The following is a 20,372-nucleotide window of genomic DNA, read 5'->3' on the forward strand; positions in this document are numbered from 1 at the left end:
GTTCCGTAGGCTGCTCGCATACAAGGCCGAGAAATCGACGATACCCCTAAGTCACGATTTGGCAACGGCGCATGCCGCGCTTTTCCTCGCGGACCGGACCGTATAGCCTCATTCAAGCCTGCGATGTTGTGTGGGGGAGAGAACTGACGATGAAGGCTCTTAAGCGTTCGGCTGGCTTGGTGGTGCTGCGTCGCTTTGCCGACCACTGGCACTGCCTGGTTCTACGCGCGTTTCGGAATTGGGACCTGCCCAAAGGCTTGCCAGAGCTCGAAGAAGGGCCGCTGCAGGCCGCGTTGCGTGAGACCAAAGAGGAGACTGGGTTGTCTGCGCTCGAGCTTCGTTGGGGTGAAGACTATCGGGAAACCGAACCCTATGGCCACGTTAAGATTGCGCGCTTTTATCTTGCCTTGTCGCCAAGCGGAGATGTGAGTTTGCCGATTAGCGCTGAACTCGGCCGTCCAGAGCACCACGAATTTCGCTGGGTTACTTTTGCCGAAGCCCGGCAGCTTCTGCCGGCCCGGTTCGAACCGATTCTCGAATGGGCGCAGAGTACGGTCGGTATGTCGAACTGAGAGGGTGCCCAAGCGTACCCCACCGCCGAAGTCTTCGGTCACCGAACAGGCAAACGCGGGCAAATGAAAGCTGAGGAGACCATTCATGTCGCCACCGGTGGGCCTGCACCACAAAGGCCCGCCGAGACTAATTGAGGTGTGGGCTGGGAGGCATTGCCGGCCGCGCGGCACAGCTATCGGGCCACGGCCAGACGTTCGCATCTACTCTTTCCCTCCGCCGCTATACGCCTGTCCAAAAGGTTAAAGACGGAAGGGCTAAACACAGCGCCTCTCTTCTCAACGTCGTAGAGCAACTCCCGCACCTGTCTCGCATTAAAGTCGTCCCTGGATAGCCGGTTTTGAATACTGGCCATATCGTTAAGCAACGCGGCGAGCCGCTCCCGTTGCTGATTGACTGCATTAGGCCGCAACCAGCGGACGAGCGTAACTGTTGCCATCACCGCCCAAAAGCCGAGACCGCGCTCCGGGTCGATAGCGGAAGCCAGATACGCTGTAAGAAACAACGCCAAGCCCTCTAACAAGACTCGTTTCATTACTTGCCACAACGACTGTTTTACCGCCAGCAACGGTTTGCTCTTTGGCAGCCAAGGAAGCGAACGTGCGAAGGCGATATGTTTGGCTTCGGCGGGCCGGAGGTCATCGGCGCCTTAAGTCTCTCTTGCTGACAGACCCGCAAGCCCGATGGGGCCGACTAGCCAGCGTAGTGCTAGCTATCGGTGTGCTCTATGATCAATATCTGGGTGTTGGCGCAGCGATGTCTCTGGGCCGGATGAGCGATGTCCCAACACGACTTGTGCCGTATATTCTGTAATAAAATCAGTTACTTACTGTTGATATAGAACGACTCAATTGGGCTGATAAAAAACTTTTTCGTCGAATGAACAGATTCATCCTTGCTTGTCTATCTAGTAGTAGATAGTATTCAGGCCATGGACAGCGACGCAGCCGCCACACTAACGGCAGCAACGCAAAGCGGTCCACGCAATACCAAGCACTTTGTCAGTACCGGAGGCGGTCATTTTTTAGGTCTTTGCATCTATCTACTAGAAGATAGATGCATGCGAGGGCGAGGAGAGGACTGCTTACTACGCAGTACAGATATTGGCCCTCGATCAGCTACCCAAACCAGCATCGCCCGGCCCCAACGCAAGGAAAAAATCATGAACGCCAAGACCATCCTGACCGCCGCTGCTATTGCCGCCGCTTTCGTAACGGGCGTTGCCCAGGCTACCCCGCAAAAGGCCGGCGAAGCGTACAGCTACACCTATCGCGTCAACGATCAGCGCAGCTCCTTTACGGATGGCGCTCGCATCACCAGCCGTGACGTCTACACCGACGGCGCCCGCATTAGCAATCGCGACGGCCTGACCGCGAGCATCGGCAACCGTGACGTCTACACCGACGGCGCCCGCATTAGCAATCGCGACGGCCTGACCGCGAGCATCGGCAACCGTGACGTCTACACCGACGGCGCCCGCATCAGCAATCGCGATGGCCTGACAGCGAGCATCGGCAACCGTGACGTCTACACCGACGGCGCCCGCATTAGCAATCGCGACGGCCTGACCGCGAGCATCGGCAACCGTGACGTCTACACCGACGGCGCCCGCATCAGCAATCGCGATGGCCTGACAGCGAGCATCAGCAACCGTGACGTCTACACCGACGGCGCCCGCATCAGCAATCGCGACGGCCTGACAGCGAGCATCGGCAACCGTAACGTCTACACCGACGGCGCGCTGGCCTGATACCGGCTCCGGTCGCCATGGCTTGGCGATGAGCGTATCGCAGACGGTGTCCAATACGAGCACCGCTGCCTATCCACAGGCGAGCCACCGTGAAATCGATCCGGCAGCCTTGAACGGGCCGCTTTATTGCACTCGCTTTCCCAACTACATTCCTACTGTCGGATGCGCGAGGTGGATGCGGGGCACGACACAGGCGACGAGTAAGAGAACCCTCATAGGAGAGCACCATGGGCAAGCTCACGGGTAAGGCAGCGGTCGTCACTGGGGCGTCAAAAGGCATCGGCGCTGCGATAGCGAAGGCGCTCGCGGCCGAAGGCGCGACCGTCGTCGTGAATTACTCCAGGGGAAAGGCAGATGCCGATAAAGTCGTTGCCGCTATCACGGCCGCAGGCGGGAAGGCGGTCGCAGTCGGCGGCGACGTAACTAAACGTGCTGACGCGGAAGCCATAGTCGACACTGCGATCAAGCATTTCGGTCGCCTCGACATCGTCGTCAACAATGCCGGAATTTATGAATTTGCCACGATAGAGGAAGTGACGGAAGAGCATTTTCATAAACATTTCGATATTAACGTGTTGGGCACGCTGCTCGTGACCCAGGCGGCAGCCAGGCATCTTGGAGAGGGCGGCAGCATCATCAACATGGGTTCCGTTGTGAGCCGTACTACTCCTGCGGCAAGTGCCGTCTACAGCGGCACGAAGGGCGCAGTCGATGCGATCACGGGCGCGCTTGCGCGCGAGCTAGGGCCGCGCAAGATTCGCGTCAATTCCATCAATCCTGGGGTGGTCGTGACCGAAGGTACACATAGTGCGGGAATCATCGGTTCCGACTTTGATGCTGCAGCCGTTAGCCAGACACCGCTAGGCCGGCTCGGACAGCCGGATGACGTTGCGGCGGTGGCGGTGTTCCTCGCATCGGATGATGCGCGGTGGCTCACCGGCGAACATTTGATCACAAGCGGCGGCCTTCGCTAGCAAGCGAGTTTCAAGCTCTCAAGTCGCGAACGCCCTGTCACGGGGCCACTTCGCGAGTTCAATGAGCAGTTGTCCAGCCGTTGAGCTTTTCAAATGTGTACCAAAGAAGATTGGCAAACCGCAAAAAAAAATATGCCCAATTTGACTCGATGGCCCGAGTCACGTTCAGCGAGTGCCTGATGTCCGTCGGACGTCACGGTGGTGCCGTTTTGTCATACGGCGGCCTTGCGTACCCGCTATCGATGACCTGAATGAGTCTCATGAATGCTCCATAGGGGCAATGTGGCCGGATAGACGCGCTCGTCAGCAACGCCAGTATTCTTCATTCCGCCATTGATCGAATACACCGAGGACGAAGTCGATCACCTCGTCAACACGAACCAGCGGGCCTTTGTTTAGATCAGAATAACGTCCTCAATTCAAGGCTGGGAGCTATTTCATAGCTCCGGCGAGCGCCGGTCGATGCCATACATTCGACGAAATCACAGATGACGCGTCACGGGCTTGCAGTTGACTCTGATCCAGGGATGTGACGGGCATGTGCGCCCGGTTCAAGGACGCCGAGGGACATAACCTGGATGGGATGGCGACTTGCCGGCATGCCCGCATCATGCGGAAATCAATGCGCCTGTTACTAACTTAACGAGGCATTTTCGCGTCGACTTCCGTTGGTCTGCACGTCATCAACAGCCGAATTAGCGGGACTGAACACCGCTGGCTGTGCAAGAGCCTGGAACAGGGAAGCATCACACGCGGGCCGCCCGCGAATCACGCCGAATGAAGCACACGTCGCAAGCGGGTGCGGGCAAACGCCGTCTCTCTTTTTGATATTGACTAAAACGTCAGGATGACGATAATGTCGGTAAAACATCGGGTGCCACCTATGGCGGCGCCCGGCCATTCAGGAGACGCCATGACCCGCCCGCCCCGCAGCGTGCTGCGCACGCCGCCGGCTTTCCCCGAAAGCGCGCTGCCCGCCTTCGTCCAGAAGCTCGACCGGCCCGAAGCCCTGGTCAAGGCCCAGACGCTTGCCTTCCTGATGTTCGAGAAGCGCGACCTGCGCGCGACGGAGACCTTCCTGACCGATTTCGGCATGCGCCGCGTGTCGCGCACCGGCAGCCGGCTGTTGATGCGGGGCGCCGGCCCCCAGCCGTGCCTGATGCTGGCGACGCAAGGCCAGCGCTCGCGCTATATCGGCGCGGCCTTTTCGGTGCGCAGCGAGGCAGACCTGCTCCACCTCGAGGCCAACGCGAATGCGCGCCGCCTGCCGGCCGACGAGATTCCGGGCGGCGGCGCCGGTGTTGAACTGACCGACCCCGCCGGGAACTTGCTGTGGCTGGTGACCGGCCAACAGCCGTTCGACCCGCTGCCATTGCGGGACCCGCTGCATTCGCTCACCAATGACCCGGGACAGCTTCGGCGGGTGAACGCTACGGTCCGGCCGCCGCTGGAGCCCGCAGCCGTGGTCAAGCTCGGCCACGTCGTGCTCCAGACCGTCGACTTTCCCGGCATGGCGCGCTGGTATATGCGTCATCTCGGCCTGATCCCGACCGATGTCCAGTATCTGGAGGACGGATCACCCAATCTCTGCTTCTTCCGCCTGGACCTCGGCAGCACGCCCGCGGACCATCACGCCTTCGTGCTCGCCGGCGGCATCGAGGAGAAATACGAGCACAGCGCATACGAAGTGCTTGACCTCGACGCGCTCGGCCAGGGCCACAACGTGCTGCGCGCGAACGGCCACCGCCATATGTGGGGTATTGGGCGCCATGTGCTCGGCAGCCAGCTGTTCGATTACTGGTTCGATCCGGACGGCATGGAATTCGAGCACTACGCCGACGGCGATGTCTTCACCGCCGACCGGGAAACCCACTACGTGCCGCTGGAAATGTCCGGCATCTGGGCATGGGGCGACGACGTCCCCGCCAGCATGGGCGTCAAGCGCAATCTCGCCACGGTGTTCCGGGTTGCGCGGCTGCTGCGCGCCGGCCGGCTCTCGGCCGCGCGGCTGAAGTTGCTTGGGCGCGCGATGATCCAGGCGCGGCCCTGGCTCTGAGCCTGCGCTCCCGCTCCCGTACGAACCCCCCTCACGTCAAGGAAAGCAAATGTCCGTCAAAGTCGTCCGATATCTCCACGGCGGCGAGCCCTGCTGGGGTGTGGTCCACGACCGCCGCATCGCGCCCCTGTCTTGCGGCTCCACCAGCACCGCCGACTTCGTCGCGAACGGCCTCGAAGCTGCGTGGCGCAGCACCCCCGACCAGGCCACGCTGCCGCTCGACGCCGTCACGCTGCTGCCGCCGGTCACGTCTGACCGCCAGTTCCTGTGCCAGGGCATCAACTACGCCAGCCACGTGCGCGAGTCCGGCATGGACCCCGACAAGATCGGCTTCAACACCCTGTTCACCAAGGCGCCGTCCTGCCTTTCGCCCGCCGACGCCGACGTGGTGCGGCCGGCGCATGTGCATCTGCTCGACTACGAAATCGAGCTCGGCCTGGTGGTGCGCAAGCCGCTGAGCGGCGCGGTCCACGTCGGCCCGGACCAGCTGCACGAGTTCCTTGCTGGCGTGACCATCGTCAACGACATTTCGGCGCGCGACGTCCAGCTGCCGCAGGCCCAGTTCTACAAGGGCAAGAGCTACCGCAGCTTCGGCCCGGTCGGGCCCTTCCTGGTGCTGTTGGACGCCGAGGAATGGCGGCGCTGGCCCGAGTTCCGTATGCAGCTGCATGTTAACGGGCAGCCCCGCCAGGACGCCTATTGCGGCGACATGATTTTCAAGCCGCACCAGACGCTTACTGAGATGTCCGCCCTGCACGACCTGCAAGCCGGCGACCTGATCGCCACCGGCACTCCGGCCGGCTGCGCCGCCCGTGCGCCTGGCAAGCTGGCAATGTGGGTGTTCCGGCATGTGCTGTCCGAGAGCGTGAAGTGGCGCCTCTTCATCAAGAAGGGCCTGTCGAACCCGGCTTACCTGCGGCCGGGCGACATCATGACCGCTTCGATCCGCACCGACGACGGCGCCATCGACCTGGGTGAACAGCGCAATCGGGTGGTGGCGTCATGAGCCACAGCTATATCGCCGCCATCGACGGCTTTGGTGATGCCTTCACGTTGCGGCTGCGCGCGGCGCCCTGCCCGCAGCCGCGCCCAGGCGAGATAGTGGTGCAAGTGGAGGCCGCGGCGGTCAATCCCATCGATGTGCGCCGCCGCGGCGGCTACGGCCGCAGACTTTTCTCTCTCATGGGCGCGGCGCGCATGCCGCTTGTGCTCGGTAACGATTTTGTCGGAACGGTTTGCGCGGTGGGTCGGGGTGTGACCGGACTGCGCGAAGGCGATGCCGTGTTCGGCGCCAAGCCGCCATCGAGTGCGGGCACGCATGCTGCCCATGTCACCATGCGCGCCGAACACGCTCGCCTGAGGCCGTCGTCCATCCCGGCCGCCCCCCTGGCGACGCTACCGTACAACTTCCTGACCGTGACGCGCGCGTTCGCCGACGCCGGGATCTGCCGCGAGACCGTGAACGGGCGTCCCGTGCTCGTGCACGGCGCGACCGGTGGCCTGGGCCAGATTGCGGTCTGGTTGCTGCACAGGCTGGGAGCGAGTGTTACCGCCGTCGGCGGAGGTAAAGGGCTCGGTGCTTGCCTGGCCGCTGGCGCTGACGTACTCGTCGATCGTCACCGCCAGTCGCTGGCGAGCCTGCCGCGGCATTTCGCCACCACCCTGAATTTCGCCAGTTGGGACGACGAAGCGGACCTGCTGTACCGGCTGGCGCCCGACGCGGCCGGTCACGCGACCACGGTCCATCCGCTGCTCGGCAACTTCGACCGGCTGGGACTGCTCAGAGGCGGGGTGGCCACGCTGGTCGGCAAGCGTGGCAAACGCGGCCTGATACCGAAGGGCGCGCGCTATGGGTGGACGACCTTCCGCCCGAACCCTTCGGCCTTGCAGGCACTGGCCGATTGCGCCGCGGCGCTGGCGCCTCCCGCGGTGAAGACCTTTACGCTCAGCCAGGCCGGGCAGGCGTTCCTGCACGTCGGGCAAGGCCAACCCGGGCGGGCCGTCCTGCTGCCAGGGGAACTCTAGAAAAAGACAGGGCCACCACAAGGAGACAAGCATGCCCGATAACACAAACGACCGCGGGACGCGTACCGGCGGCATCCGGACCCAGGCCGATATCGACGACTTCGAACGCACGCCCTGGCAGGAAAAGCTGCCGGCGCAGAACACTTACGAACTGCTGTGCCGTGCCTGCGACAGTCATCCGGACAAGACCGCGTTGCGCTTCGTCATGACCGGGGAGGCTGACGCGCCAGACTTTGTCGTCGATTACGCAACCCTCAAGGCGCGCGTGACGCAAGCGGCCAACGCCTTCCACCGCGCCGGCATTACAACCGGCACGGCGGTGGCGTTGCTGCTGCCCAATCTGCCCCAGACCCATTACGCCTTGCTGGGCGCGCAGGCTGCCGGCATCGCCAGTCCCATCAACCCGATGCTGGAGGTCGACTATATCGCCGCCATCGTCAATGAGACAGGGGCGCAAGCGCTGGTCGCCTGCGCCCCTGTCTCTGACAGCGCGCTGTGGGACAAAGCCGTCGCCGTGGCCGACCGTTGCCCATCGGTGCGGACCCTGTTCGTCGTCAGCGCTGCGCCGTACCTTCCTGAAGCGGAGCGTGCGCGGGTTGACGCGGCCTTCGACACGGCGTCAAGGCCGTGCCGCGCGGACGTGAAGATGGTCGGCTTCGACCAGGCGCTGGCGGCCGAGCCGTCGGACACGCTGGTTTCGAAGCGCCGCATCCTGGCGACTGACCTCTGCTCGCATTTCCATACCGGCGGCACGACCGGCCTGCCCAAAGTCGCGACCCACACGCATCTCAATGAAGCCTTCGTCGCGTCGATGCTTCAGGCGCTGATCCCGTCGCCAAACACGATCCTGTGCGGCCTGCCGCTGTTCCACGTGAACGGCGCGATGATCACCGGCCTTGCCGCGTTCCATGGCGGCTGGGAGGTCGTGATGCTTACGCCCGCCGGCTATCGGGGCCCAGGCGTGATGCCGAACTTCTGGAAGCTGGTCGAACGATTCCGCGCCACCAGCTTCAGCGGCGTGCCGACGATCTACGCCGCGCTAGCCGATCTGCCGCGGGAAGGCGCCGACATTGCGTCGTTGCGCTTCGCCTTTTGCGGCGCCGCGCCGCTGCCGGCCGAGGTCGCGCGGCGCTTCGAAGCCGCCGCCGGCATTCCGCTGTACGAGGGCTACGGTCTGACCGAAGGCGCGTGCGTCTCGGCCCTCAATCCGCCGCAGGGCGAACGTCGCCTCGGCACGGTCGGCCTGCGCCTGCCGCACCAGGCAATCGGCGCCTGGAAGGTCGACGGCTCCGGCCGCGCCACCGAGCCGTGCGCGCCGGGCGAAACCGGCGTCATCGGCATCAACGGTCCGAATGTGTTTCCCGGCTATCTGCGCGAGCAAGATAATCGAGGCATCTGGCTCAATCCGGGATGGCTCAATACCGGCGACCTCGGCCATCTCGATGCCGACGGCTATCTGCATCTGACCGGCCGCGCCAAGGAGCTGATCATCCGCGGCGGTCACAACATCGATCCGGCGATGATCGAGGACGCGCTGCTGCAGCATCCGGCCGTGGCGATGGCGGCCGCGGTCGGCCAGCCGGATGCGCACAGCGGGGAATTGCCAGTCGCCTACGTCACGCTCAAGCCAGGCTTCACCCCGGCTGCCGACGAACTGCTGGCGGCGGCGCGCAACCTCGTGCCGGAACGCGCCGCAGTGCCAGTGCGCATCGACATCCTGCAGGAGATGCCGCTGACCTCCATCGGCAAGGTGGCCCGGGCCGAGCTTCGCATGCGCGCTGCCGAGCAAGTGTTCCGAGAGATTTTGGCGCAGGCCGGCATGGCCGCCAGCGTGCGCGTGGGGCCGGATATCCGGCGCGGCACCGTCGCTTTCGTCCAATGCCCCGCCGCGGACGTGGCGCGCGTGCAGGATCTGCTCGGACCGTTTCCGTTTCCTCTCGACTTCAACGGCCCGGTGTGAACGCGCCGAGTCCCCTCCCGTAGAGAAACCGCTCATGAATACCACATTGCCCGAGCAGGTCGACGTCCTCCTAGTGGGCCTGGGTCCGGTCGGCGCCACCGCGGCCAACCTGCTGGGACGCTACGGCGTCCGTACCCTGGCCATCGACAAGGCCGCGGATATTTTCACCGCGCCCCGGGCCATCGCGCTCGATAACGAAGCGCTGCGCATCCTGCAGATGGCAGGGCTCGAGGAAGGCGCGTTCGATACGCTGGCCATTGCCAAGGTGCAGATGCATTCGCCGCTGTTCGGCAGATACGCGCGTGCCAACACAGCGGGCACCATGGACTGCCACCCGCGCCTGGTCACGTTCTATCAGCCAGATCTCGAACGCGCCTTGCGCGCCCGCTTGATCCGCTATCCCAGCGTGAGCATCGCTCTCGGCGCCGACCTCACCGGTTTCGACGACGATGGCGAAGCGGTGCGGGCCACGATGTGCCTTCCCGGCGGTGACACGGCCACCGTGCGCGCGCGCTATATCGTAGGCGCGGACGGCGCCAATTCTTTCGTGCGGCGCCACGCCGGCCTCGCCTTCGAAGGCAAGACCTTCACGCAGGACTGGCTAATCGTCGACGCCTTGAACGTGCCCAACCCAATCGACCATGTCGAATTCCTGTGCGACCCGCGCCGGCCTACGCCGCACATGGTTGCCCCGGGCGGCAGGCAACGCTGGGAGTTCATGCTGCAGCCCGGCGAGACGCGTGAACAGATGGAATCGCCGGACAAGATCCGCGAACTGCTCGCCCCCTGGTGCAAGCCGGAGGACATCACGATCGAGCGCACAGCGGTCTACCGGTTCCATGCGCGCATCGTCGATCGCTTCTCCAAGGGCCGGGCCTTCCTGGTGGGCGACGCCGCGCATATCACGCCACCCTTCGTCGGCCAGGGGCTCGTTGCCGGGCTGCGCGACGTGGCCAACCTGTGCTGGAAGCTCGCCTGGGTCGTGCAGGGAAGGGCGACGCCCGCCATTCTCGAAACCTACGACACCGAGCGGCGCCCACATGCCCGCTCCATCATCAATCTGGCGCTCCTGATGGGCCGGCTGGTGATGCCGCGCAACAGGCTGGCGGCATTCGCCGTCCATGGTGCAATGGCGCTGATGCAGCGCATGCCCTGGGCTCGAGCCTTCTTCGAGGATCTGAAGATCAAGCCTCCCGCGCGTTTCAGGTGCGGCCTGTTCCAGCGCGGCAAGACGCGCGCGAGGCTGCTGCGCGGCGGTCTGCTGCCGCAAGGGCTTGTGCGCCGCGGGCCGGGCGCACCCATCGTGCCGAGCGACGATGCGCTCGGGGCGCGGCTCGTGCTGGCGGGATTCGGCTGCGATCCCGCGCCGCTGCTGGACCGTAGCCTTCTGGCGGCATGGCGACAGGCAGGCGGCGCCATCGTGCAGCTGCGCCATTGCGGGCAAGGCGAGCATGGGCCGCAGGAGGCGCACGAACCGCAGGACGGACATTCCTGGGAGGACATGTCGGACCAGCTCGTGCCCGGGGCCGCACCTGTCGGCTGGATCGCGGTCGTGCGCCCCGATCGCACCGTGCTGCACGATGGCCCGCTCGAGGCCCTCGACGACATCGTGCGCGAATCGCTTGCGATGCTCGGCGCGGACAGCCCTCTGGCCGAAGGCTTGCCTCGCACTTTGCAGGCCGCCGGCTGAGACCGGCTTGCCCTGATCGCTTGGGCGTGCGCCCCCGCGCGCCAGCGATGCGCTGGCGAAGGTACGCCGCCCGACCAGAGGCATCCCGCGATAACCGCGGGCGAACACACCGGCCCCGGTCGAGGCAAGCGTCGGTCCCGGGTCGTCAAAAAAAGCAAAACGGCTTTGATACCGGAGGAGACAAAGATGGCAAGGAGAACAGCGGACGCGCTTCGCTCCGTCGTTTCATGGACCATGCTTGCGTGGTCTTGCACGGGATTGGGGGCGGAGGGCTTCGAGCCACGCTACAACCTTGCCGGAAGCCTGGGCGGCGAGATGTTTGCGCCGCCCAACCAGACCGGTTTTATCAGCGCGCTCGCCGCCACCCACGTCAGTGTTAGCAAGGTGACCGGGGATGATGGTGGGCAGCTGACCCAAGGCATTCCCGGAGGCACGGTTGCCTTGCCCAAGCCGACGCCTTCGGCCCTGTATCCGACCTACTCGCGCAGCACGGCAGAGATTCCAGCCTCCGGCACCATGACGCGCTGGGACCTCGTGCTCGGCTATATCACCAGCGAGCAGTTTGGCGGCGGGCGGCTGGCGTTCGCCGTCGACGTTCCGTTCGCCAGGAAATCGCAATCGATCAGCACAAGCGGCGCCACACCGGTGCTCAACTGGAATCCCGCGGTTCCAGCCGACGTGCAGAGCGCCGTGCAAGGGCAATTCAGCAGCCAGTACCAGGGCGCGCTCAAGGCGCAGGGCGCGAGCGAAAGCGGCGACGTCAGCGGTATCGGGGACGTCGAGCTCATCGCCGGCTGGCACTACCTGGGCGACAAGCTGCGGGTGCTGGGCAGCGCTGCGCTGGTGGTGCCGACGGGGAAGTACAGCGCCGACGCCGGCCCGGATATCGGGAACGGCAACTTCTACACGGTGCGCCCTGCCATCCAGGTGGCCTATCTGCCCACATCGAACCTGGCCTTCGCGGCCAAGGTATCCGCGGGCCTGAACAGCCGCAACAGGGACAACGATGTACGCAGCGGCAACTGGTTCGGCGTGGAGCTCGCTGCCGGGTATAAAACGCCGATCGGGGTGTTGGGCGTGCATGGGATCCGGATCCAGCAGTATCAGGACGACGAGAACAATCCGCTGGGCGCAAGCCGTTTCCGTTCCAACAACCTGGGGGCGTTCTTCACGACGATGATCCCGGTGGTCGATGTGGCATTGACCGTGCAGTACATGGCGACGACATCGTCGCGCAATGCCAAGCACGCAAAGTTCACCCAGGTCCGGCTGATCCGGATGTTCTGACTGCCGCCAAGTGGTTGGGAGCGCCTGCCCGCAGGCACTGCTCAACCGCCTGCGCGAACATGACGAAATCGAAGGGGCCGGGCAAGTAGCCAGCCTCCTGGGGAGGAAAGAGGCTGGCCGCCGAAGGCGCAGGTCAATCCGGCTGGATGCCGGCGGCTTTGATCACCTCAGCCCATTTCACGGTCTCGCCGCGCACGAACGCTGCCAGCTCTTCTGGCGTCGATGGGGAGGGTTGGCCTCCTGTCCGGCTGAAGTGTTCGGTAGCCGCCGGGCTCGTCAGCCCTTGTCGAATCAGATCGCTCATCCGCGCGACGATCGGCTTTGGCGTATTGGCAGGGAAGAAGGCAGCCACCCAGGCCGTCATCTCGTACCCTGGCAGGCCGCTTTCCGCCATGGTCGGGACATTGCCGAGCAGGGGATTGCGCCTGGACGTGGTCACGGCGACTGCGCGCAGCTTGCCGTTCTGGATCAGGGGCAGGGCCGGATTGATATCGGAAATCATGAAGTCGACCTGGTGGCCCATCAAGTCGGTCAGGCCCTGCGGCACGCCCTTGTAGGGCACATGCAGTGCCGGTGCGCCGCTCATCATCTTGTAGAGCTCACTGGCGACCCGGGTGGAGGAACTGCCGCTGGCGAAGGTCATCTTGCCTTGCCGGTATTTCGCCAGCGTGGTCAGTTCTGACACCTTCTGCACCGGGCTGTCGGATGGCACCACCAGGACCAATCCGCTCTTGGCGATCAGCGAAACTGGCGCGTAGTCCTTGATGGGATCATAGGGCAGCTTCCTGAACAGGGACGCATTGGCTGCGTGGGTGGTATTTGTCGTGATGAGCATCGTGTACCCATCTCCGGGCGCTGTCGCGACCGCCGTGGCCGCGATGAACCCGTTGGCACCGGGTCGGTTTTCCACGACGACGGACTGTCCGGTCTGGGCAGTGATGGTCCGCGCGATGTAGCGCGCGATGTTGTCCGTGCCACTGCCTGCAGGGAACGGCACGACGACACGGATCGGTTTGTCCGGATACTCGTTCAGGCCCGCTGCCCACACCAATTGCGGGGCCGCGGCAGCAGCGGCCAGTCCGGACAGCAGGGCGAGCATGCGTCGCCGGGGAAATCGCTGGATCATCTTGTCTCCTCCCGCATCTCGGGATCTGATTGATTGACTTGGCCGAGCTTGCGTCAGGACAGCGGATCGTGTGCGCGAATGACAATCAGCTCGCACGTCCCGTCCGCCGATTCGAAGCTGAGCTCCGCACCGTCGGGAATGTAGACCCACTCCCCAGTCCCGGCGGCGAAGCGCTCGCCTTCGATGCGACCGTGAATCGTGCCGCCACGCACGAAGAGCACCTGCTCGGTCTCGCCAAGCCTGTGCGGCTCGGCGCCGCCATCTGGATCGAGGTCGACCATGTAGATGTCGAGAAAGCGGGAATCGACGGTCTGGCGTGTGATGACCGGCCTGGCGAGCGCGCCACGGTAGTGCGGCAGCGCGATCGGTTCGGTGCTGGCGGGAACGTCGCGGACCTCGGCGGCACCGGCCTGAAGGCGCGGGTCGTCCGGGCCGGTCGCGGTCACTGCTGCGTTCGGGTTTTCGCTGTACGGCGGCGCGTAGACCACCATCACCTGTACCGGTTCGTCGCTGATGACCTCGAAGCGATGGAAGACGCCGGCCGCATTGAAGCTCCAGTCCCCTGCACGCAAGATGCGCTGCTTTCCCGGTAGTTCGCCGAGACCCTCGCCGGCGAGCAGGAGCGATGCCTGCTCGAGGTCCGGGTGTGCATGCGGCAATGCGCCGTGGCCCCGCGAAATCGTGCCCAGCAGGACCTCGAGCCGGCGCGCGCCGACAGTCTCCTTGCCGATGATGCGCTGGTTCGCCGTTCCCGTATGGTTGGCCGGTGCGTACGCGGGCACTTCGGTGGCCCTCCGTACAAAGGATGATGTCATTCGGATGTCTCCTCGCTTGAATGGTGAAGTCTGTCGCGCTCAGCGACGGCTGTCGGGGATGGCGAGCGCGGGGTAGTGTTCGGTCAGCTTGGCTGGCATCTCCACATCCAGGATGAACCGGTCGCCGCGATACCAGAACTCCCCTGCCAGCAGCACATTGCCGTCGACGTCCAGCGTCGACCGGACGATCCTGGCGATTGGCGCCCCGAAGCCATAAGCGAGGTCGCGTGCCAGGATATAGTCGGCCGGCTCAACCGTCATGGTCTGCTGCATCATGCCAAGGCGATCGCCTTCGACCTGGCGCAGCAGGTGACCGAGCTTGTGGTGCTTTTCGCCACCGCGGGGAAAGCGGGCAAAGACTGACGAGGCCACATACACCTCGATCAGGCAGAATGGCGTGCCGCCATGCAAATGCAGTTTGCGGACCATCACATAGCTGTCCAGCGGCGTGCCGCGGCGGGCCAGCCCCGGCCGCAGCGCCACGCCCTCGCGCATTTCTAGGATGCGGATTTCCAGCTCGCTGCCATGGGCCGATTCGTCATTGATGGCGGAGCGCAGGCCTTCTCCGGGTGCTGGCGGCTGCTTCATGACGTGGGTGCCACGACCGCGCTGGCTGCTGACCAGCCCCTCTTCCGTCAGCGCGGCAAAGGCCTGGCGCACGGTGACCTTGGCGATCCCGTAGGTTTGCGCGAGGCTGTCCACGGTTGGCAGCTGCATGCCCACAGGGTACTCGCCCGAAACGATCTTGTGCCGGATGACGCTGGCCAGTTGTCGATATCGCGTCACGCCGCCGATGCCGTCGTCGGCGAGGATGACGCCCTCGTTGGCAGCTGCGTTGGACGCATTGCTCGTCATGACAACAACCCCCGCGGTATGCGCACCGGCATGGTAAGCAGGATCTGCGCCATGCCCTTGCCAAGCGGATCATTGCGCAGCGACGCCATGCCACCGCCATCCAGGGCCGACTCGCAGACAAAGTTCATGGCGTCGAAGCCGGGCAGGTCGTAGCATGTCACCGGCCCCTTCACCAGGTACCCAAGCCAGTCCGCCACGCGCGCCACCGTCACTTCGGCCCGCAGCACGGGCAGGTACGCCGGCCGGCGGGCGATCAGACCGATGTTGGAAGTATCCCCCTTGTCGCCGCTACGGCCATAGGCAAGCCGTATCAGCGGAACTTCGACGGTATCGTGTTCCGCAGGGCCGGCGCCCGTTTGTTCAGCAACTGCAGGTGCCGCGGGCGCGACCGGTGCCGCCGGGCTGCCCGAAGGAACGGTGACGCCGCTGCGTACGCCGTCCATCACCACCGCCGGGGTCAGGGCGCTCTTGTCAAGCAGGAATGCATACTGGCGGATCGATGGCGAGGGACTGGAACGCCCGCCAGCCGAGCCCGTCGTGCCCGGCGCCCAACTGGTCCCCGCCGCGGCAATTTCCCGCGCGAACAGTTCCAGGGCCGCCTTCTCGGGATGCATCACCGCCAGCCGCATCACCGCCTCGCGGGTGTGTCGGACGGCAGCATGTGGCCCAAAGCAGGACTCCGCTCCCAGCACCTCTATGCGGGTGCGACTGTAGTCTCCCCACCCGTTCTCCCCGAACAGCTTACGCGTGCGCGCAAGGATCGCCTCCGCCGTCCGTTCCGCCTTGGCGACCGCGTCGACGCCGACGATGGAAAGCTGCGCGTTGCAGCGAAAGCCGTCGACATAGGTGGCACAGACTTTGTAGGCTTTGCCTGGGGCCCGTCCGCGTGCGCCGCTGACTTCCACCAGGTCCGGTGCGGCCTGCCGAAGGTTTACCTGCGTGAAATCGCAGGTGACGTCTGGCAGCAGGTAGGTGGCCGGGTCGCCGATCTCGTACAGAACCTGCTCGCCGACCGTGGCGGTATTGACCAGTCCGCCGGTAGCGGGCGGCTTGCCGACAAGGAAGGTGCCGTCGGCACGGCACTCGACCACCGGATAGCCGATGTCGTGCCAGTCCGGGACGCTTTCCCAGTCGGTATGCAAGCCTCCCGTGGCCTGGCACCCACACTCGATGATGTGCCCGGCCAGACTGCCTTGCGCCAGGCGGTCATAGTCGTCCGCCTGCCAATCGAACTCGTGCATCAGCACGCCGAGCGTCACGGCACTGTCCACGCAGCGTCCGGTGATGACGATCTGGGCGCCCTGGTCCAGCGCTTGTTTGATCGGCAAGGCCCCCAGGTACGCGTTGGCGCTGACCACTTTCTCCGGCAGGGGGCGGCCTTTCTGCATGTCCTGCACACCGGCTTCGCGCAGCTGTGGAAGCAGGGGCATCACGTCATCGCCTTCCACCACGGCGATGCGCAGCGTCAGGCCCTGTTCCGCGGCCAGGGCGGCAATTGCCTGCGCACACCCGTGCGGGTTCATGCCGCCGGCATTGCTGACCACGCGAATCCCACGCTCGGCAATCTCTCCGAGCAGGGCCTTCATTGTCACCGTCACGAAATCGGTGGCGTAGCCCAGTTCCGGCTTGCGCAATCGGGCGGCGGCGAGAATCGACATGGTCAGTTCGGCCAGGTAGTCGAACACCAGGTAATCGATATCGCCGTGGCGCACAAGCTGTGGCGCACCAACGCTGCTGTCGCCCCAGAACCCGGAAGCCCCGCCAATGCGGACCGTTTTCACGTCCATTCCCATCTCCCTATCTGCCAGTCCACTTGGGCTGGCGCTTCTCGCGGAATGCCAGCTGGCCTTCGCGCGCGTCCTCGGTCAGTGCAAACAGCCCGATCTGGCTTTCCGTGAACGCCATGGACTGCTCGAACGACATGGCTTCCATATGCTTGAGCGTGTACAGCCCCCGCCGGATGGCGGCGGGCGAATTATTCAGCAAGCGGGTCAGCAGCAAGTCCAGCCTGGCGTCGAGATCGTCGCTGACATCGTTGACGAGTCCCGCGGCCAGCGCTTCCCTCGCGGACAGTGGCTCGCCGCACAGGCACAATTCGGTGAGCGTGCGACGTGGCACCAGGTTCTGCAGCACGCTCAGGACCTGCGCCGGGAACAAGCCCAGCTTGACCTCCGGCAGGCCGAAGCGGGCGCCTTCGCTGGCTATCGCCAGATCGCACATCGCCATCAGCCCCATGCCACCCGCCATACAGGCGCCGTTGACACGGGCGATCAGCGGCACCGTCGACTGCCTGGCGCAGCGGAAAAGGTCCGCCATCCCCAGGTAGGGCTCGGCGTAATCGAAGGCAAAGGATTTGCCGGTCTGCAGATCGGCGCCGGCGCAGAACGCCTGCTCGCCCGTTCCGGTAATGACCACGGCGCGGATGTCGGCATCGCGATCGGCGCGCACGATGCCGTCGCGAAGTCCCTGCACCACTCCCGGCGTGATGGCATTGCGGCGCTCCGGGCGGTTGATGGTCAGGTAGAGCACTGCGCCCCGGACCTCGCTCAGCAATTCTTCACTCATGGCTGGATTCTCCTTTGGCGTGGCGCGCTTTCGGCCCATCCCCTAAGATGCCCGACGCGTACAGCGCATCGATGGCGGCGTCGTCGTAGCCGGCCTCACGCAGTACCTCACGGCTGTGCTCACCCAGGCCGGGTGCATGGCGGCGGCTTGTCGGTGGGGTGCCATGCCATTCGCTGGGCACGGCCATCTCCCGGATACGCCCGACGGCCGGGTGGTCCGATTCGCTGAAGAAACCGATGTCCTGCAAATGGGGATCGTCCAGCAGCGACTCGAACGTGTGCATCGGAAAGACCGGAACATCGGCCTCCTTGAGCAGGGTGCGCCATTCCTCGGTGCTGCGCTTGGCCATTTCGTCGCTGACCATGGCATACAGGTCGGTGATGTTGGCGGTGCGGGTGTTGATGTTGGCGAAGCGCGGATCGGTGTCGTACAACTCCGGCTTGCCAACGACCCGGAGGAAGGCCCGCCAATGATGATCGTGATAGATCAGGCAGCAGACATGTCCGTCCTTCGTCTTGTACGGTCGCCGCTCGGGCGAGAGCAGGCGCGGATAGCCGAAGCCGCCCTTTGGCGGGACGAAGGTCTCGCCATACAGGTGGTCTCCCATCACATAGGGAACCATGGTCTCGAACATCGGGACATCAACGCGCTGGCCCTTGCCGGTGCTCGTGCGCGAATACAAGGCGGCACAGATCACGCCGAAAGCATAGAGCCCAACCGAGCGATCCGCGATGGTGATTGGCAGATACCGGGGGCTGTCGCCGCTGCCCAGCGAAACGGCCAGCGGCAGGCCGGTTGCGGCCTGGATCAGGTCATCGAAGGCAGCCTGCGGCGCGTAGCGTCCCCGCTGCGAAAAGCCGAACATGCCGACATAGACTAGGCGCGGATTGATGGCCGACAGCGTTTCATAGTCCAGCCCCAGCCGCTGCATCGCCTGCGGGCGCACGTTGTAGGCCAGTACGTCGGCATCCCGTACCAGGCAAAGCAGGGCCTCCCGCCCCTCGGGCGCTTTCAGGTCAAGCACGATGCTGCGTTTGTTGCGGTTCAGGCCAAGGAATAGCGGGCCCATCTTTTCATCGCCGCAGGGACCTATGCCGCGCGTACTGTCTCCGCTCGGAGGCTCGACCTTGATCACGTCGGCGCCCAGGTCAGCCAGCATCTGGGTGGCAGAAGGCCCCATGAACACTGACGTGATGTCGACGACTTTCACGCCGGCGAGCGGCCCCGTTGTCTGCTCTTTCTTCATTTCCTTTTCATCCCGTTGGGGCAATGTATGACGGCTGGCCCGGAGGCCGCCGTTCCCGGCCGATCGGCCGCGACATCGGGCTTGCAACAACGCATCGGTCATCGGTCGGGCTCCGGCTGGATTAGCTACAGTTGAATTCGTCCACCATCATCGGCTGCAAGCATTCGTCGATCGGTGTCGTGCGTCGTGCGGTCAGCGACCAGGATCTTGTTGACGTGGACCGCGGTCGAGCGCAAGACGTTCTGGTATCGGCCTCTTGATTTTCGAGATGGTGTGGGTCTTCACCTGGCGCGCCCACGGCCCATCGATGGTGCGCAGATTCTTGCCCACAAGATGGGCCAGGCCAAGCTCGTCACTGAGCTGCGAAATGGCCGTCTCGACATCGAGCGAGAGGTTGGTGACAAGAATGTCGTCGCCATGGAAGACGAGGCTGTTCGACCAGAGGAAGCCGATCGGCGTCCCGTTGTGATCGATGCCACCGAAATCGCCGAGCTTGGCAATCACCCGGCCCTGCGTCGGCTCGAGCACGAGAATCTCGTTGGACTGGTTGCACGCGATCCAGAGGTTGTCGTGCTCGTCGATGATCAGGCCGTCGGGTCCGCCGCCGATCCGGTTGACGAAGACTTCCGGCGTGCCGGGCTCGAACGTCGGGCCGGTCACCGGTATCCTGACAACGATGTCGTTCGCCGTATTGGCAACGAACAAGGCCGTCTTCTTGTTGTTGAACGCCAGGCCATTGGCGCCGATGGTCGGTGGTATCCGCGTGGGCTTCAGCAGCGGGGTGGTGACCCATGCCGACGCTTCGCCGCCATCGGGTCCGACTTTCCAGATGATGCCCTGGTGGGCGTCGGTCACGTAGACGTTTCCGGCGGGGTCGAACGTCAACCCGTCGAGGCCGGGGTTCTTGCCGGTGACCGTCATGAACACGGACGAGGCACCCGTCCTGGGATCGACGCTCAGGACCTTCGCGCCCTTGTAGTCGACGACGAGCAACTGGCCCGTCCGGGGATGGAAGCCGAGGTCAAGCAACAATCTGCTCGAGCCCTTGATGGTGACAGTGCGCAGGTGCTTGCCCCGCGGATCGAACACAAGTAGCGTGCCCTCGCTCGTCCTGGGTTTGTTCGCCGCTACCGTGACGACGTAGACGTTGCCCTCGCGGTCCACGGTGATCCCCTCGGGATGCGCCTCACCGGCGGGCAACGTGGCGAATGTCTCAACCTTGCCGCGCTCCCAGGCTCTTGCGGCTAGCGGCGTCGCCAGCAATACGAGCAACATCAGCATCGGCAGTATCGACATCCTCTCGGCTTTGATCATTCTCATCTTGCACTCTCTCAATCTCGCGGATTGATGGATCGTCACTGATTGATCTGATCGGTGTCGTACACGCTGGCCTGTAAGGAGCAGAGGAACGGCACCGCGCAGGCCGGCGAGCGGCCTGCCTTGGTGTCTGTCG

16 protein-coding genes are annotated in these 20,372 nt (G+C 64.4%); 9 read left to right on the forward strand and 7 right to left on the reverse strand.

Annotated elements, in window-relative coordinates; all coding sequences use genetic code 11:
- Positions 1 to 71 precede the first annotated feature (71 nt).
- The 9 genes from K307_RS20730 (at position 72) to K307_RS20775 (ending at position 12,312) form a co-directional block, all read left to right on the forward strand.
- Positions 72 to 572 (forward strand): NUDIX domain-containing protein, encoded by a 501-nt coding sequence (locus K307_RS20730; RefSeq protein WP_230625788.1) that lies wholly within the window; start codon positions 72 to 74, stop codon positions 570 to 572.
- 1,160 nt (positions 573 to 1,732) lie between these two features.
- Positions 1,733 to 2,320 (forward strand): hypothetical protein, encoded by a 588-nt coding sequence (locus K307_RS20740; protein WP_042880904.1) that lies wholly within the window; start codon positions 1,733 to 1,735, stop codon positions 2,318 to 2,320.
- Between the two features lie 227 nt (positions 2,321 to 2,547).
- Positions 2,548 to 3,294 (forward strand): SDR family NAD(P)-dependent oxidoreductase, encoded by a 747-nt coding sequence (locus K307_RS20745; protein ID WP_042880906.1) that lies wholly within the window; start codon positions 2,548 to 2,550, stop codon positions 3,292 to 3,294.
- A 913-nt stretch (positions 3,295 to 4,207) separates the two neighbouring features.
- On the forward strand, positions 4,208 to 5,350 hold the full coding sequence (locus tag K307_RS20750; protein WP_042880909.1) for a VOC family protein: 1,143 nt from the start codon (positions 4,208 to 4,210) through the stop codon (positions 5,348 to 5,350).
- A gap of 49 nt (positions 5,351 to 5,399) precedes the next feature.
- Complete coding sequence (locus tag K307_RS20755; RefSeq protein WP_042880911.1) at positions 5,400 to 6,356, forward strand: fumarylacetoacetate hydrolase family protein; 957 nt, start codon at positions 5,400 to 5,402, stop codon at positions 6,354 to 6,356.
- On the forward strand, positions 6,353 to 7,375 hold the full coding sequence (locus tag K307_RS20760; RefSeq protein WP_042880913.1) for an alcohol dehydrogenase catalytic domain-containing protein: 1,023 nt from the start codon (positions 6,353 to 6,355) through the stop codon (positions 7,373 to 7,375). Before K307_RS20755 ends, K307_RS20760 begins: the two co-directional genes overlap by 4 nt.
- A gap of 31 nt (positions 7,376 to 7,406) precedes the next feature.
- The gene (locus tag K307_RS20765; protein WP_051974989.1) at positions 7,407 to 9,335 is read left to right on the forward strand and encodes an acyl-CoA synthetase; all 1,929 of its coding nucleotides are present in this window, start codon (positions 7,407 to 7,409) and stop codon (positions 9,333 to 9,335) included.
- A gap of 34 nt (positions 9,336 to 9,369) precedes the next feature.
- On the forward strand, positions 9,370 to 11,025 hold the full coding sequence (locus tag K307_RS20770) for a bifunctional 3-(3-hydroxy-phenyl)propionate/3-hydroxycinnamic acid hydroxylase (RefSeq protein ID WP_042880914.1): 1,656 nt from the start codon (positions 9,370 to 9,372) through the stop codon (positions 11,023 to 11,025).
- A gap of 186 nt (positions 11,026 to 11,211) precedes the next feature.
- Complete coding sequence (locus K307_RS20775; protein WP_042880915.1) at positions 11,212 to 12,312, forward strand: transporter; 1,101 nt, start codon at positions 11,212 to 11,214, stop codon at positions 12,310 to 12,312.
- Between the two features lie 133 nt (positions 12,313 to 12,445).
- Here the strand turns inward: K307_RS20775 and K307_RS20780 are convergent, their stop codons facing one another.
- From K307_RS20780 to K307_RS20810, 7 genes are all read right to left on the reverse strand, one after another.
- A complete protein-coding gene (locus tag K307_RS20780; protein ID WP_042880917.1) occupies positions 12,446 to 13,438 on the reverse strand; it encodes a Bug family tripartite tricarboxylate transporter substrate binding protein in 993 nt (330 codons plus the stop codon).
- Between the two features lie 53 nt (positions 13,439 to 13,491).
- Positions 13,492 to 14,253, reverse strand: coding sequence for a cupin domain-containing protein (locus K307_RS20785; protein ID WP_042880918.1), 762 nt, complete (start codon positions 14,251 to 14,253; stop codon positions 13,492 to 13,494).
- 39 nt (positions 14,254 to 14,292) lie between these two features.
- Entirely contained in the window at positions 14,293 to 15,108 is an 816-nt protein-coding gene (locus K307_RS20790) for a GntR family transcriptional regulator (protein ID WP_042880920.1), read from the reverse strand.
- The gene (locus tag K307_RS20795) at positions 15,105 to 16,895 is read right to left on the reverse strand and encodes an acyclic terpene utilization AtuA family protein (protein WP_042880921.1); all 1,791 of its coding nucleotides are present in this window, start codon (positions 16,893 to 16,895) and stop codon (positions 15,105 to 15,107) included. The genes K307_RS20790 and K307_RS20795 overlap by 4 nt, the downstream gene beginning before the upstream one ends.
- 10 nt (positions 16,896 to 16,905) lie before the next feature.
- The gene (locus tag K307_RS20800; protein ID WP_042880923.1) at positions 16,906 to 17,673 is read right to left on the reverse strand and encodes an enoyl-CoA hydratase/isomerase family protein; all 768 of its coding nucleotides are present in this window, start codon (positions 17,671 to 17,673) and stop codon (positions 16,906 to 16,908) included.
- Positions 17,666 to 18,919 (reverse strand): CaiB/BaiF CoA transferase family protein, encoded by a 1,254-nt coding sequence (locus K307_RS20805; RefSeq protein WP_042880925.1) that lies wholly within the window; start codon positions 18,917 to 18,919, stop codon positions 17,666 to 17,668. The genes K307_RS20800 and K307_RS20805 overlap by 8 nt, the downstream gene beginning before the upstream one ends.
- Positions 18,920 to 19,111: 192 nt before the next feature.
- Positions 19,112 to 20,233: an SMP-30/gluconolactonase/LRE family protein gene (locus K307_RS20810; protein WP_230625790.1), complete on the reverse strand. Its 1,122-nt coding sequence runs from the start codon at positions 20,231 to 20,233 to the stop codon at positions 19,112 to 19,114.
- Positions 20,234 to 20,372: the final 139 nt, after the last annotated feature.

The sequence above is a fragment of the Cupriavidus necator A5-1 genome (genome assembly GCF_000744095.1).
Lineage (GTDB): Bacteria > Pseudomonadota > Gammaproteobacteria > Burkholderiales > Burkholderiaceae > Cupriavidus > Cupriavidus necator_A.

Excerpts from the sequence above, each read along its gene's own strand:
- K307_RS20730 (WP_230625788.1), top strand. The coding sequence starts at position 72 with ATGCCGCGCTTTTCCTCGCGGACCGGACCGTATAGCCTCATTCAAGCC.
- K307_RS20740 (WP_042880904.1), top strand. The coding sequence starts at position 1,733 with ATGAACGCCAAGACCATCCTGACCGCCGCTGCTATTGCCGCCGCTTTC.
- K307_RS20745 (WP_042880906.1), top strand. The coding sequence starts at position 2,548 with ATGGGCAAGCTCACGGGTAAGGCAGCGGTCGTCACTGGGGCGTCAAAA.
- K307_RS20750 (WP_042880909.1), top strand. The coding sequence starts at position 4,208 with ATGACCCGCCCGCCCCGCAGCGTGCTGCGCACGCCGCCGGCTTTCCCC.
- K307_RS20755 (WP_042880911.1), top strand. The coding sequence starts at position 5,400 with ATGTCCGTCAAAGTCGTCCGATATCTCCACGGCGGCGAGCCCTGCTGG.
- K307_RS20760 (WP_042880913.1), top strand. The coding sequence starts at position 6,353 with ATGAGCCACAGCTATATCGCCGCCATCGACGGCTTTGGTGATGCCTTC.
- K307_RS20765 (WP_051974989.1), top strand. The coding sequence starts at position 7,407 with ATGCCCGATAACACAAACGACCGCGGGACGCGTACCGGCGGCATCCGG.
- K307_RS20770 (WP_042880914.1), top strand. The coding sequence starts at position 9,370 with ATGAATACCACATTGCCCGAGCAGGTCGACGTCCTCCTAGTGGGCCTG.
- K307_RS20775 (WP_042880915.1), top strand. The coding sequence starts at position 11,212 with ATGGCAAGGAGAACAGCGGACGCGCTTCGCTCCGTCGTTTCATGGACC.
- K307_RS20780 (WP_042880917.1), bottom strand. The coding sequence starts at position 13,438 with ATGATCCAGCGATTTCCCCGGCGACGCATGCTCGCCCTGCTGTCCGGA.
- K307_RS20785 (WP_042880918.1), bottom strand. The coding sequence starts at position 14,253 with ATGACATCATCCTTTGTACGGAGGGCCACCGAAGTGCCCGCGTACGCA.
- K307_RS20790 (WP_042880920.1), bottom strand. The coding sequence starts at position 15,108 with ATGACGAGCAATGCGTCCAACGCAGCTGCCAACGAGGGCGTCATCCTC.
- K307_RS20795 (WP_042880921.1), bottom strand. The coding sequence starts at position 16,895 with ATGGACGTGAAAACGGTCCGCATTGGCGGGGCTTCCGGGTTCTGGGGC.
- K307_RS20800 (WP_042880923.1), bottom strand. The coding sequence starts at position 17,673 with ATGAGTGAAGAATTGCTGAGCGAGGTCCGGGGCGCAGTGCTCTACCTG.
- K307_RS20805 (WP_042880925.1), bottom strand. The coding sequence starts at position 18,919 with ATGAAGAAAGAGCAGACAACGGGGCCGCTCGCCGGCGTGAAAGTCGTC.
- K307_RS20810 (WP_230625790.1), bottom strand. The coding sequence starts at position 20,233 with ATGATCAAAGCCGAGAGGATGTCGATACTGCCGATGCTGATGTTGCTC.